Annotated in this window: 12 protein-coding genes; 3 read left to right on the top strand and 9 right to left on the bottom strand. The window is 61.9% G+C overall.

Annotated elements, in window-relative coordinates:
- Positions 1–2 precede the first annotated feature (2 nt).
- Positions 3–1,238 carry an LL-diaminopimelate aminotransferase gene (locus NW857_RS05240; RefSeq protein ID WP_414338832.1) on the bottom strand — a complete coding sequence of 412 codons (1,236 nt, stop codon included), beginning with the start codon at positions 1,236–1,238 and terminating at the stop codon, positions 3–5.
- 158 nt (positions 1,239–1,396) lie between these two features.
- On the opposite strand from NW857_RS05240, the gene NW857_RS05235 reads away from it, so the two are divergent.
- Positions 1,397–2,272, top strand: a complete 876-nt coding sequence (locus NW857_RS05235; RefSeq protein ID WP_414336084.1) for a leucine-rich repeat domain-containing protein — start codon at positions 1,397–1,399, stop codon at positions 2,270–2,272.
- 272 nt (positions 2,273–2,544) lie between these two features.
- Here the strand turns inward: NW857_RS05235 and NW857_RS05230 are convergent, their stop codons facing one another.
- The 4 genes from NW857_RS05230 to NW857_RS05215 form a co-directional block, all read right to left on the bottom strand.
- Positions 2,545–3,615, bottom strand: a complete 1,071-nt coding sequence (locus tag NW857_RS05230; protein ID WP_414334796.1) for a DUF3326 domain-containing protein — start codon at positions 3,613–3,615, stop codon at positions 2,545–2,547.
- Positions 3,616–3,661: 46 nt separating this feature from the next.
- Positions 3,662–5,116, bottom strand: a complete 1,455-nt coding sequence (gene hemG, locus NW857_RS05225) for a protoporphyrinogen oxidase (RefSeq protein WP_414334797.1) — start codon at positions 5,114–5,116, stop codon at positions 3,662–3,664.
- Between the two features lie 29 nt (positions 5,117–5,145).
- Positions 5,146–6,435, bottom strand: coding sequence for a homoserine dehydrogenase (locus tag NW857_RS05220; RefSeq protein ID WP_414368178.1), 1,290 nt, complete (start codon positions 6,433–6,435; stop codon positions 5,146–5,148).
- Between the two features lie 92 nt (positions 6,436–6,527).
- The gene (locus NW857_RS05215; protein ID WP_414334798.1) at positions 6,528–7,298 is read right to left on the bottom strand and encodes a GvpL/GvpF family gas vesicle protein; all 771 of its coding nucleotides are present in this window, start codon (positions 7,296–7,298) and stop codon (positions 6,528–6,530) included.
- A 198-nt stretch (positions 7,299–7,496) separates the two neighbouring features.
- On the opposite strand from NW857_RS05215, the gene NW857_RS05210 reads away from it, so the two are divergent.
- A complete protein-coding gene (locus NW857_RS05210) occupies positions 7,497–8,108 on the top strand; it encodes a DUF3318 domain-containing protein (RefSeq protein ID WP_414334799.1) in 612 nt (203 codons plus the stop codon).
- On the opposite strand, the gene surE is transcribed toward NW857_RS05210, so the two are convergent.
- Complete coding sequence (gene surE, locus NW857_RS05205; protein ID WP_414334800.1) at positions 8,091–8,822, bottom strand: 5'/3'-nucleotidase SurE; 732 nt, start codon at positions 8,820–8,822, stop codon at positions 8,091–8,093. The genes NW857_RS05210 and surE overlap by 18 nt on opposite strands.
- A gap of 183 nt (positions 8,823–9,005) precedes the next feature.
- On the opposite strand from surE, the gene gap reads away from it, so the two are divergent.
- Positions 9,006–10,037, top strand: coding sequence for a type I glyceraldehyde-3-phosphate dehydrogenase (gene gap, locus NW857_RS05200; RefSeq protein ID WP_414334801.1), 1,032 nt, complete (start codon positions 9,006–9,008; stop codon positions 10,035–10,037).
- Positions 10,038–10,044: 7 nt separating this feature from the next.
- On the opposite strand, the gene NW857_RS05195 is transcribed toward gap, so the two are convergent.
- From NW857_RS05195 to NW857_RS05185, 3 genes are all read right to left on the bottom strand, one after another.
- Positions 10,045–11,379, bottom strand: a complete 1,335-nt coding sequence (locus tag NW857_RS05195) for an AmpG family muropeptide MFS transporter (RefSeq protein ID WP_414348132.1) — start codon at positions 11,377–11,379, stop codon at positions 10,045–10,047.
- Between the two features lie 142 nt (positions 11,380–11,521).
- Entirely contained in the window at positions 11,522–11,779 is a 258-nt protein-coding gene (locus tag NW857_RS05190; RefSeq protein WP_414334803.1) for a DUF3146 family protein, read from the bottom strand.
- A 145-nt stretch (positions 11,780–11,924) separates the two neighbouring features.
- Complete coding sequence (locus NW857_RS05185) at positions 11,925–12,266, bottom strand: DUF3155 domain-containing protein (RefSeq protein WP_414334804.1); 342 nt, start codon at positions 12,264–12,266, stop codon at positions 11,925–11,927.
- Between the last annotated feature and the right edge of the window lie 159 nt (positions 12,267–12,425).

Genomic DNA, 12,425 nt, shown 5'->3' with positions numbered 1-12,425 from the left:
GCTCAGCTCCCAAACACGCTGACAATGCGGCGCATGGCTTCTTCTACGTTGGCGCGGCTGTTAAAAGCCGACAGGCGCAGGTAGCCCTCGCCGGCGCTGCCAAAGCCAGAGCCGGGAGTCCCCACCACATGGCAGGTGTGCAGCAGCTTGTCGAAAAACTCCCAACTGCTCAGCCCAGTGGGCGCCTTTACCCAGACGTAGGGAGCGTTGACGCCGCCGTAGGCCTGGATCCCGGCTTTGGCCAACTGCTCGCGGATGATGCGGGCATTCTCCAGGTAAAACTGCACCAAAGCCCGCACCTGGGCCTGCCCTGCCTCAGAATAGACGGCTTCTGCCCCCCGCTGCACGATGTAGGCCACGCCGTTGAACTTGGTGGACTGGCGGCGATACCACAGGCTCCAGAGATCCACCCAGGAGCCATCGGCAGCTTGGCCCCGTAGCGACTTGGGCACCACTGTAAAGGCGCAGCGGGTGCCGGTAAAGCCGGCTGTCTTGGAAAAGGAGCGGAACTCGATGGCGCATTCCCTTGCCCCCGGGATCTCGTAGATGGAGTGGGGGATCCCAGGCTCCGTAATGTAGGCCTCGTAGGCGGCATCAAAGAGGATGAGCGAGTTGTGGGCGCGGGCATAGTCCACCCAGGCCTGCAGATGCTCCCGGGTTGCTACTGCGCCGGTGGGGTTGTTGGGAAAGCAGAGGTAGATGACATCGACTTTTTGCTGGGGCAGGCTGGCGGTGAAGTGGTTTTCCGCCGTCAGCGGCAGATAGACCAGGCCCTCGTACTCACCCCGCTCGTTGGCCGGCCCCGTATGGCCCGCCATCACGTTGGTGTCCACATAGACGGGATAGACGGGATCCGTGATGGCAATGGTGTTGTCGTGACCGAGAATATCCAGGATGTTGCCACAGTCGCACTTGGAGCCGTCGGAGATGAAGATCTCAGAAGCGTCGATGTCGCAGCCGCGAGACTGAAAATCGTGCCGGGCAATGGCTTGGCGCAGCCACTCGTAGCCCTGTTCTGGGCCGTAGCCGCGGAAGGTAGCCCGCTCCCCCATTTCCTCCACGGCCCGGATCATGGCCGTCCGGCAGGCCTCCGGCAGCGGCTCGGTGACATCGCCAATGCCCATCTTGATAATTTGGGCTTCCGGATGGGCGGCAGCAAAGGCCTGTACCCGCCGGGCAATCTCGGGAAAGAGATAGCCGGCCTTGAGCTTGAGGAAGTGGTCGTTGATCCTGGCCATAGGGGTTTGTAGAAGAAGAGGTCATCGGCTTTTCAGTGTAGCTGTTCGCGCTCTAAAGCCTACGGCCCACTCCGTGAACGGGCGGAATCCATAACAGGTTCCGGGCAAAAACTCTGCCCCCGAGTGCTACCCTGGCAAAAGTCCTTGGGAGAGTGAGGATGCAGCAGCAGAAAGGGTGGGCGCTGAGTCTACTGGCAATCTGGGTTTGGCTGAGCTGGGGGATGGGGGTCTGGTCTGCTCCTCTTTGTCAGGATCCCATCTTGCTGCGGCAGATCTTGGCAGCTCTGGGCCGCCCGGACGCGGTGGTGGAGGAGGTGGCTCTTTTTGATTCGGATCAGTGTCTTGTCCAACTGGTATTGGATCGCCAAGGGTTGAGGGGATCCCTCCCTCCCGAAATAGGCCGATTTCGCCGGTTGCGAGCCTTGTCCCTCAGCCTCAACCAACTTTCCGGCCCCATCCCGCCCGAGCTGGGGCAACTGAGCCAGTTGGAAAACCTGTTTCTCGATTACAACGAACTTTCCGGCTCCATCCCACCCGAGCTGGGGCAGTTGCAGAACCTGCGCGGCCTGTTTTTGGATCACAACCAGCTCTCTGGGTCTATTCCCCCCCAACTGGGCCGGCTGATCCGCCTGGAAAACCTCATCCTGCAAAACAACCGCCTCAGCGGCTCCATTCCCGACCAACTGGGCCAGATGAGCTCCCTCAGAGGCCTGTTTTTGGATGGCAATCAACTCTCCGGCCCCCTTCCCCCCCAACTGGGGCAACTGCGCAACCTGGAAAACCTCTACTTGTCGGACAATCGCCTCAGCGGATCCCTGCCCCCCGAGCTGGCACAACTGACCCAGTTACGGGATCTGCGCTTGGCACGCAACCAACTCACGGGAGAACTGCCGACCTTTTTGGCGGAACTGCCCCGGCTGGAGCGGTTGCAGATCGAGGGAAACGCCGGCCTCTGCCTGCCGGCTGCCCTGTCCAAGTGGTTTGCCGGCCTCAACCAAGGGGACCCTCTGCCGGCTCCCATCTGCTCGCGGTAGCTTTCTCGGTTGTCCCTCACCCCCAGCCCCTCTCCCTGAGGGATATCCCTCACCCCCAGCCCCTCTCCCTGAGGGAGAGGGGAGTTAGAGCGGCGCGTTCGCGACAGCGTTGCGGAGCAATAACGACGTAACGAATCGTTTCATTGCTATTTGCAATGACTATAACTGTTTGAAATGTCCATAGACTTGACGTCCCGGCTGCCGCGCCATTCTCAAAACACTGCAGATGTTGTCCTGCGGGAGACACTCAAGTTGCCCGCGGGCTATGGGGCTTAGGGCCTGTCATGCTCAAGTGCGGAGCTGATCAGCTTTTCCGGGGTGGAGGGGGAAAGCTGGAGCGACGACCAGGCCACACCTGCTCGGTGGGCCACCACCACACCAACGGCCTCCAGATAGGAAGCTACCGATACACAAGGGATCCCCAACTGGCGGGGGTGCACCTGCATCACGGTGGTGTTTTCCTCGACGGCAATAAACAGCGGCGGGCGGGGACGGCTGGCCAGGTGCAGCAATCCAGGCCCGCCAAAGGCGGTGGCCGGGGCGATGACGCTATCTACCTGCTCTGCCGTCAGGTCGCCCGGCTGGGGAGTTTTGACGAATTGGGGAGCGTAGCTAAGGCCCACCAAAACCGAGGGCAAAAAGGTAAACCCCACCTCTTCGGCGGCAGCGCGGGGGTGAACCGGCTTAGGGTCTGGATCGGGGTAGAAGGCGGGGGCGTGGGCACAAGGGATCCCCAGCTCTCGCACCACCAGGTGGCTGAGGATGGCCTCTGCCCCAGCCAAGGGATCCACCCCCCTCCCCTGCTGGTACTGGCTGAAGTCGAGCTGGTCGGGGAAGCGGGCCACCACGGCAATGGCCTCTGCTCCCAGGCGGATCAGCTCTTGGGCAGTCTCCAACAGAGCATCAGGCTGGGCCAGGGATCCCTGGCTGGCCCCGGAAGGGGAGGAGCAGACGGAAACACCCAGGGGTCGGCCGGTCAAGCGCCAGGGGCCGATGTTAAGCCCTAAGGTGGCCTGGGCAGCCTGCAGCACGTGCAGGTGGCGCTGTTGCAGATCTTCCGGAATGCCGGCATCCAGCACTACCCCGACGCGGTTTTGGCGCACCGGCCTCAAGTTCCACACCCCGGCACAAAATCGATCCAGGCCGTACCCTTCGACGTAGAACACATTCCCCATCGGCCAATACAAACTGGCCCCGTTTAAGACATTGGGGTGAGTGATGACCCGCTCCGCTGCCGCGGCCAAGACGCGGGCAATGGGCAGGGCATCCCCGGCAAAGCCACCTATGCGGGCACCGATGCCGGTGGGGACAAGCAGCAGCGTGGTGTAGGAATGTGGGGACATTGCTTGCGGATCCCGTCCCGCCGATGCGAACGGATTTGATGTGGATTCAGAACGCTTGCAACAAAAGCTGTTGCGCCAGCGCCTCGGCCCGACGCACACAATCTCCCAACGCCACGCCATCCAGGTAGTTGGCGCACACCCACACACCTGGGGTTTGGGACGCCAGGTAAGCTTGCAACTGGGCCATCCGCTGCCGATGGCCAAGCGTGTATTGTGGGATAGCCCGGGGCCACAGGCGCTCTCCCAGGCGGATGGGCTCGACAGGTCGGGTGAGCAGGATCTGGCTCAGCTCTGCGTGCACAATCTGCGCTCGCTCTTCAGGGGAAAGTGCTGCCATGAGCGGGTCGGTGGCCCCGCCGATGAAGCTGAGGAAGCAGTGATAGCCCTGGGGAGACCGCTCTGGGAAAAGGCAGGAGGCCCAGATGGTGCCCAGGGTGCGCAAACCCTGGGAGCGCGGGATCAAATGGCCAAACCCCCGCAACGGCTGCGGCAGAGCCTCTTGGGGATAGGCCAAAGCCACCACCGCCACCGGCGGATAGGGGATCCCGGCCAAGAGCCGGCTGGCTGGGGGGTTGAGCTCCTGCAACAGCGAGGCAGCTTCAGGCGCGGGAAGAGCCAGCACCACCTGCCGGGCAACCACCCAGCGGGATCCCTCGGCGGTCTTAAAGCCCACCCAATAGCCCATCTCATCCCGCTTGAGCTGCACAGCCCGCCAGCCCAGCCGCAGGCTGTCCCCCAGCTTTTGGGCTATCGCTTCCGGCAACTGCTGCAGCCCTTGGCGCAGGTTGCCCAGTTGGCCACGTTGGGGTGGGGGCTGGATGGCCACAGGAGAGGGCTGGGGTCTGTGGCGCAAAGCCTGCAGCGCGCCGGCAAAAAGGCTGCCGTAGCGCTCTTCCAAGCCGGCCACGCGGGGAAAGGCGGCCAAGGCGCTGAGCTGATCCGGATCCCCCGCATACACCCCTGAGGTGAAAGGTTCCACCAAGCGTTCTGCCACCTCGGATCCCAGTTGTCGCCGGAAGAATTGCCGCACCGTTTCCTCGCGCCCTGGCGGCGGCGGGACAAACCCCAACAACCCCTGCAAAGCCCGCAGCTTGCCGCCCACGCTCAACAGCCGCGAGCCAATGGCTGCAGAAGGGCTGAGGGGCACCGGCAGCAGCTCTTTCTCCCAGTAGATGTAGCGGGGCAACTTGGCATCCGCCAGCACCAGTTGCTCGGCCAGGCCCACCTCGGCAATGAGGTTGAGCAGAGGGGGGACGGGGGTAAAGCTGTTGGGGCCTTCTTCCCAGCGGTAGCCGTTTTTGGATTGGGTGGAGATGCAGCCGCCGACACGAGGGCTGGCCTCGGCCAAGAGCACCGGCTGAGCGGAGCGGCCCTGCCGCAGGCGTAGCGCCAGGGTCAGGCCGCTGATGCCCGCTCCAATGACCACCACCTCAGCCCGTTCCCACAAGTGGGTCAGAGGCTCAGTTGAGGGATTGACTGCCGCTTCCAAGCTGTCCATCATCGCGGTTCCTATGGGTTTCCTGAAAGCAATCAACGCAGCACGCGAAACAGGCTGGGGATCGCGGCCACCTGGGGAAGCTGTTGGATCTCGGCCAGCGCCTGCCGACAATCGGCCTCGCGGACGGTGTGGGTGAGGATGACGATCTCCGCCTGCTCCTGGTGGCACTCTTTTTGGGTAATGCTCTCCAGGCTAACCCGGTGGCGGCCAAAGCAGGTGCCGATCGCCCCCATCACCCCCGGCTGATCCTGGGCCAACACCCGCACGTAAAACTCCGACTCCAATTCCGCCAGCGGGAGCAAAGCGGCAGCCCTGCCGAAGAACCCCCATAGAGGATTGGGCAGATAGGCCCCGGTTTGCAGGTGGGCCCGGAGGGTGAGCAAATCCCCAACCACGGCGCTGGCGGTCGGCCCCTGTCCCGCCCCTGGGCCGGCGAGCACCACCTGCCCCAGGGGATCCCCCTGCACCCAGACGGCGTTGTCCACGCCGTGGACGTTGGCCAGCGGGTGGGTAACCGGCAGCAGAGTAGGGTGGACGCGCACATCCAAGACCGTCTCAGATCCCTGGGCGGCGGCCCTTTGGGCGATGGCCAGGAGCTTGAAGGTGTAGCCCCACTCGCGGGCATAGCGGATGTCGGTGGAGCTGATGTTGCGGATCCCTTCGCAGGGGATGGCTTCCCGCGGCACCGCCACCCCAAAGGCGAGGCCGGCCAGAATGGCGATTTTGTCGGCGGCATCCCACCCTTCCACATCGGCGCTGGGATCCGCTTCCGCGTAGCCGCGGGCCTGGGCCTGGGCCAGCGCCTCGGCAAAGGAGCTGCCCTGCTGGGCCATCTGGCTGAGGATGAAATTGGTGGTGCCGTTGACGATGCCCCAGACCGCCTGGATGCGGCTGGCCCGCAGGGAGTGTTGCAAAGCCTGCACAATGGGGATCCCGCCGCCCACCGCCGCTTCCAGCAGCACCGCCACCCCGGCCTGGGCGGCAGCTTGAAAGATCTCTTCCCCATGGCGGGCAATCACCGCTTTGTTGGCCGTGATCACCGGCTTGCCGTGGTCAATGGCCTTCAGGATCAGGCTGCGGGCCGGCTCCAGGCCCCCCATCAGCTCGATCACCGCATCGATTTCCGGATCCGAGACGATCTGCTCCAGATTGGTGGTCAAGCGCTCAGGTGGGATCCGCACTTGCCGCGGCTTATCCAGGGAGCGCACCCCCACTGCCGCAATCTCGACCGCCTGTAGGAGAGGGTGCTGCGGTTGCTGCAGCATTTGCACAACACCCGTGCCGACCGTGCCCAGCCCCAATAGCCCAACTCGATAGACCACAACCGCTCCTCTTGCCTGCTGCCGACCTTGAACCAGAAAACTCCCCTCACCACTACTACGATAAACGGTGCCGATCACCCAGGAGTCGGAGTCTAGCATCTGTCCCCTATGGCACCCACAAAGTGATAGGGGGGCAAAGGGGGGCTCCAGTCCAGTTGCCAATCGGGGTGCTGCGCCAGCCAGGTTTGGGTAAGCTGGGCCGCCGTTTCCCGTTCGGCAGGGGTGAGCAAAATGTAAAGCCGCAAGCGTTCGCCCGGCTGGGGATCCCCCTTTTGCACAGGCCAAGTAGAGGGCCAAAGTTGCTGCAGGGCCGCCAGCTCCTGCTCTTGCTGCGCTTGGGCTTGCTGTTGCTGCAAATAGGCTTGCTTGCGGGCCAACAGATAGGCCGTCCCGCTCAGAGATGGCTGCGGCTCCGGCTGGGGCTGAGGCCGAATCCTTCCCTTCAGACAGTACTCGGCCCTTCCCCCAATGGCCGCGAGGACCTGTTCGTACTCTGCCTGCCGCGCCAGCAGATGGGATCCCAGCTTTTCTGCCGAGAGAAAGCAGGTGCCAAAGCGCAGGGGCAGCAGCGGCATCTGGGCAAACAGCCGGCAGAGCACCTGATCGTGGCGCAGGGCAGAACGCACCAGCACCTCATCCGAAGCTTGCAACGCCTCTGGATCCCGCATCGGCTCCACAGCGGCGGCAATTCGGCTCCCCACCGGGGCAAACACCTGTACCGGCTGATGGATCCCCTCGGTTTGCCGGATGAAGGACAAAAGCTGCGGATCCGGCTGCGGGAAGAAGGCATAGGTGTAGAGAGGGCTGACAACGCTCTGCCCCTTGCCCTGCACTTGGGGTTCCGGCTGGGCTGAGAAGGTCATGGGCTGAGGATGAAGGAAGATAGTCTTTCCTTCCCAGTCTACGCAACCTGGATCAGGCTGCAGAGCGTTCACGGTCGGCCCGGAGATAAGGTAAACTAGCTGCGCACCGGTTCTGCACAGGGCTGTGGTGTTTGGGGCCGCAGCAGGGCCCGGGTTTCAGGCGGGCTCTCCACCCCAGTGCTCCCAGCAGGTGAGGCCATGACCAGCCGCCCAGACTTCAAACCCTTTGAAAAGGAAGAGACCGAACGACTGCGGGATCTGCTTCCCGCCTCCTTCCGACCCTTGGTCAGCGTCGTGCCCAACTTCGGGGGTGAAGCCCTGCTGGTCTCCCGCCGCAAGGCCCCTTGGCAGCCCCAGGGCACGATCGCCATCGATTTTCGCCGTTGGCAACAGATCCCACGTCCCCAGCGGGATCTGTTGTTTCTGCGCGAGGTGGGTTGGCTGGGCAATCGCAACTGGCTGCAGCCGGGATTTTACCAGTCGCTGGCTTTGCTGGGGGGCATCACCACTGTGGCGGAGCTCTCTTTGCAGCACCCTTTTTCCGCTCTCTTGGCGGGTGGCATCACAGCCCTCTCGATTCAGCAGATCTGGCAAAACCTGAACCGGGAGAGCGCCCATTTCGATGCCGATGAATTTGCCCTGCGCCGCGCCCAGTTTCGCGGCTACAGCCGCCAAGAGGCGGCTCAACACCTGGCGGATGCTCTGGAACAGGTTCTCAAGTTGGATCCCAGCGATATCCTGACGGCGCTGCGGCTACAACGGCTGAGAACCATTGCCCGCAACCTTGCCCCCTCAGGCGGAAACTCCTGAGACCAGTTGCACTTGAGTGATGGCCACCCGACCGGAGAAGCAGATGTCGGTATCGGCTTGGGGATCGCGGGCGCGATCCGCATAGCGGCCCTGATAGCGAAACCACAATGACTCTACCCCATTGTCTTCTGCCTCCACGGCGTAATCGAGGGGCAGAGGTTGGGTACAGAGGGGACAGTAAACCCGCTCCGGCAGAGGGGATCCAGGTGGCAGGTGGGGCAAGTTGACATTCCAAAACGCTCCGCTGGGCAGGGGTTGTTCCATCAGCTCCGCCAAAATGGCACAGGTCCAGCGCCGCGCCTGTTCCCAGTCGATGGGTTTGCCCCCTGCTCGGTATTGGGAAATGGCGATCCCCGGGATCCCACGCAGCGCCGCTTCCCGCACCGCTGCCACCGTGCCGGACAAGTACACATCCGTTCCCAGGTTTCCCCCCTCGTTAATGCCGGAAAGCACCCAATCTACGGATGGAGCCAGTTTGAATAGGGCCACCCGCACACAGTCGGCAGGGGATCCCTCAACGGCAAAGGTGCGCTCGCCGCGGGCAGAGGCCCGAAACGGTCGTCGCGTCGTCACCTGGTGGCTGCAGCCGGAAAGCTCCTGGTGGGGGGCCACAATCCAACAGTGTTCTTCTGCAACAAGGGAGCCGAGGGCCAGCTTGAGCTGGGCCAGCCCCGCCGCCTCGATGCCGTCATCGTTGGTCAGCAATACCTTCATCCGGATTTCCTCTGCCGGCAACTTCTTGGGTTAATCTAATCGCAAGTCTCTAGCGCAAATCTGGAGATCTGGGGTGCAAAAGCAGCAGGGATCCCGTTCTTCTTTTACCCTATCTTTGGGGGTCAGCCTTCCCCTTGCCGCATCCATCAACCCATCATAAGGAACTGACACCGGAGGACTGCGATGACCACACGGGTAGCCATCAACGGATTTGGTCGCATTGGGCGGGCTTTCTTGCGGGTGCTGCTGTCTCAGCCGGAAAGGACTCCGTCCCCCGACCGGGAGCTGGAGGTGGTAGCCGTCAACGATCTGACCGAGCCGGAAAACCTGGCCTATCTGCTTCAGTTCGACTCGGCCTATGGGCGCCTGCCCCAGACCGTCAGCGCCGTGGATGGCCACTTGCAAATCGGCAGCCACAAAGTCCGGGTTTTGGCAGAACGGGATCCGGCCCAACTGCCTTGGAAGGATCTGGGGGTTGACCTGGTGGTGGAATCCACCGGCTTATTCACCAAACGAGATGGGGCCGCCAAACACCTGGAGGCCGGCGCCAAAAAAGTGATCATCTCTGCTCCCGCCAAAGGCCCCGACCTGACGGTGGTGATGGGGGTCAACGACGACCAGTACGACCCGCAGCGGCACCACATCGTCTCCAACGCCTCCTGTACCACCAACTGTCTGGCGCCGTTGGCTAAGGTCTTGCTGGATCGCTTTGGCATCGAGACAGGCTTTCTCACCACCTGCCACGCCTATACCGCCACCCAGGCCATCGTGGATCGCCCGGATCCCAAGGACTACCGGCGGGGCCGCTCGGCGGCGGTGTCGATTGTGCCTTCCACAACCGGGGCGGCCACGGCAGTTGCCGAGGTTTTGCCTGCCCTGAGAGGAAAGATGGACGGGCTGGCGCTGCGGGTGCCCACCCTGACCGGCTCGATCGTGGACTTTGTGGTGCGCACCGAGCAGCCCATCACCAAAGAAGCAGTCAATCAAGCGTTTGTCGAGGCGGCAGAAGGCCCGATGCGCGGCATCCTGGCCATTGCCCCACCGCAGATCGTATCGGCGGATATCGTTGGGGATCCTCACTCCTCGATTGTGGACTTGGAATCCACCCTGACCCTGGGAGATCGCACGGTGAAGGTGCTCTCCTGGTACGACAACGAGTACGGCTATGCCGCGCGGCTGGTGGACCTGGCCGCCAAAATCGGGGCTGCGCTGTAGGCGGCCATCAGCGGTTTGTTACGTCCATCCCTAACTCCTCAGGTGGGCCGAGCCACAGCAAGAGCACCATCGCCGGAGCGGCTGTCATCGCTGTAATCAAATAGAACAGCGGCCAATTGACCGCAGCCGCCAAATAGCCCGACATGGCCCCGGCCAAGGTTCCTCCCACGGCAAACACGCTGGTGAGCAGAGCGTACTGGGTGGCGCTGAATTGCCGATCGCAGAGGCTCATCAAAAAAGCCAGGAAAGCAGCCGTGCCCATGCCCCCGGCCATGTTGTCGAAAAGGGTTGCCCCCACCAGCAGCGGATAGTTTTGCCCCACCAACCCAATGGCTCCCAGGCCCAAATTGCCGATCCCCTGCAGGGCCGCGAAGATGAACAGACAGCGGTAGGTGCCGGCGCGGCTGACCCACTCTCCCCCCACAAAAGCCCCCACCAAGGTGGCCAACAAGCCTATCCAACTGCGGATGATGCCCAGATCGCTGGTGCTGAACCCCGTCTGCAACAAAAACGTGGGGGTCATTTGCCCCGCCAAGCTATCCGGCAACTTGAAGCAGACCACGAACAGCAGGATCGCCCAGGCCAAGCGGTGCCGCCAAAAAGATTGAAACGGCTCGATAATGGCCGCCCGCAGCGAGGTAGGTTTGAGGGCACTGTTTTCCGGCTCGGGGGCCAAAAATGAGGTAACCACCCCGATCGACATCAGCAGCGCCATGATCCCGTACACCTGCCACCAGGGCAAGTAGTCCGCCAAGATCAAACTCACACCACTGCTGACCAGCAGCGCGATGCGATAGCCAAATACGAAAATGGCTACCCCTGCCCCCATCTCCCGCTCTGCCAAAATGTCGGTGCGGTAGGCGTCCACCGCGATGTCCTGAGAGGCGCTCAAAAAAGCCACCAGGAACCCCACCAGAAAGATCGGGCGGGTGAAAACCGTGATGCCCGGCCAAGTCTGAGCCAGCTCCTCCCAGCCCAAGGTTTCTAGCCAGGTTTGGGTGGGATCTTGAAAACCCAGCAGCCCGATGCTGAGCAGCAACAGCACCTGGGTCAGGGCCATCCACCCCCGCCGCCGACTGCCCCGCAGGGATCCCGGTGCCGGCAACAGAAACCGATCCAGAATAGGCGACCAGAGAAACTTGAACGAGTAGGGCAAATTGAGCAGGTTAAACAAGCCGATGGCAATGGTGGTCAAGCCCGCTTGGGTCAGCCAGGCATTGAGGGTGGAGTTGATCAACAGCAGCGGCAAACCCGACGAAAACCCCAGCAGCAGCAAAGTGCCCATCTTGGGGCTGCCGTAGATACCCAACATCCGCCTCAGGACGCTTGTCTCCACCTCCATCCTGGCCAGCCCTCCCATTTCTTCTCAGGGATCCCTGAATTGCCGGTTACTCTAGCAGGTGCCCTGGCCGGCGGCGATCGCTGCTGCTGGGCAGAAGCTCCCTCCCGTTGCCGTAGCAGGAGGGAGTCCTTCTCGGGAAAACCTACAGGCTACTGCGAATCACAAACGAGTAGTTGCTGCCGGGTTCCAGCAGATAGTCCGATTTTTCCAGAAAACGGCTCAAGGGCTCACAAATCAAAGCCCGCCCCACAGAAGGTTCCACCTTCAGCTCCCCGGCCCGAAAGCACCAGCAGAAGCGCCAAACCCAACCGTTGGCGTTGACTTCCCCTTCGATGGCACCCTCCTGCCAAGAGCGGCGGGTAATCTGCACATGGGCAGTGGTTTGAGGCAGTCGGCTCATCCGGCATCTCCGACGGGATCCCTTGTAGGGTAGCGCGTGACCCTCCCGCTGCCACCAGCAGGACGAACTTGGGCCATGAGGCATCCGGAGCTCCACGCCATTCAAAGTCTCCCAACTGCCTGCTGTGGGGAAAAGCAGCCAGCAACTAGCGGGCGGCAGTTGCAAGAGCCTTCGAGGATTTTTTCTCCGGCTTCTCAGCCGCAACTTCCGCTAGCAAAGCCCGCAGGCTGGGAAAAAGGAAGTGGTTCTCCTCGACATATTGCGCACCAAATAACCCCTTCTCCGCCCAAAAAAACCGATCAATCGTATGTTCATTGCGCCGTACCAAAATCAGCGCAGGCGGCTGAATAGAATTTTCCTGAATATATCTGCGAGCAGCAGTTACAGACTTCTCCTCACCACTGTCCAAATTAAATTGAGGGATATGATCTAAAATCTTGCGCCCTTCCAGACGACGGCGGCTCTTACGCTTTCTTCTCCTAACCAATGTAAGCCTCCTGTAGAGGGATCACCGAACAACCGCAAAGGGAATATATCAGCACTGCTTAAGAAAATCAATAACTTTTACCCATTTTTGTTATTCTTCTTTACAAGAACAATAAACCATAAACCAGCAACTTCCTTTTGCTCGGCGGGAGGGCAACTC

This window comes from Synechococcus sp. H55.9, assembly GCF_047462355.1.
In the GTDB taxonomy this organism is placed as follows: domain Bacteria; phylum Cyanobacteriota; class Cyanobacteriia; order Thermostichales; family Thermostichaceae; genus Thermostichus.
The sequence above is the reverse complement of the archived record's forward strand: the minus strand, read 5'-3'. Positions and strand labels throughout refer to the sequence as shown.

Bases quoted from the DNA above. Each gene is read 5' to 3' on its own strand.
- NW857_RS05240 (WP_414338832.1), bottom strand. From the start codon at position 1,238: ATGGCCAGGATCAACGACCACTTCCTCAAGCTCAAGGCCGGCTATCTC.
- NW857_RS05235 (WP_414336084.1), top strand. From the start codon at position 1,397: ATGCAGCAGCAGAAAGGGTGGGCGCTGAGTCTACTGGCAATCTGGGTT.
- NW857_RS05230 (WP_414334796.1), bottom strand. From the start codon at position 3,615: ATGTCCCCACATTCCTACACCACGCTGCTGCTTGTCCCCACCGGCATC.
- hemG (WP_414334797.1), bottom strand. From the start codon at position 5,116: ATGATGGACAGCTTGGAAGCGGCAGTCAATCCCTCAACTGAGCCTCTG.
- NW857_RS05215 (WP_414334798.1), bottom strand. From the start codon at position 7,298: ATGACCTTCTCAGCCCAGCCGGAACCCCAAGTGCAGGGCAAGGGGCAG.
- NW857_RS05210 (WP_414334799.1), top strand. From the start codon at position 7,497: ATGACCAGCCGCCCAGACTTCAAACCCTTTGAAAAGGAAGAGACCGAA.
- surE (WP_414334800.1), bottom strand. From the start codon at position 8,822: ATGAAGGTATTGCTGACCAACGATGACGGCATCGAGGCGGCGGGGCTG.
- gap (WP_414334801.1), top strand. From the start codon at position 9,006: ATGACCACACGGGTAGCCATCAACGGATTTGGTCGCATTGGGCGGGCT.
- NW857_RS05195 (WP_414348132.1), bottom strand. From the start codon at position 11,379: ATGGAGGTGGAGACAAGCGTCCTGAGGCGGATGTTGGGTATCTACGGC.
- NW857_RS05190 (WP_414334803.1), bottom strand. From the start codon at position 11,779: ATGAGCCGACTGCCTCAAACCACTGCCCATGTGCAGATTACCCGCCGC.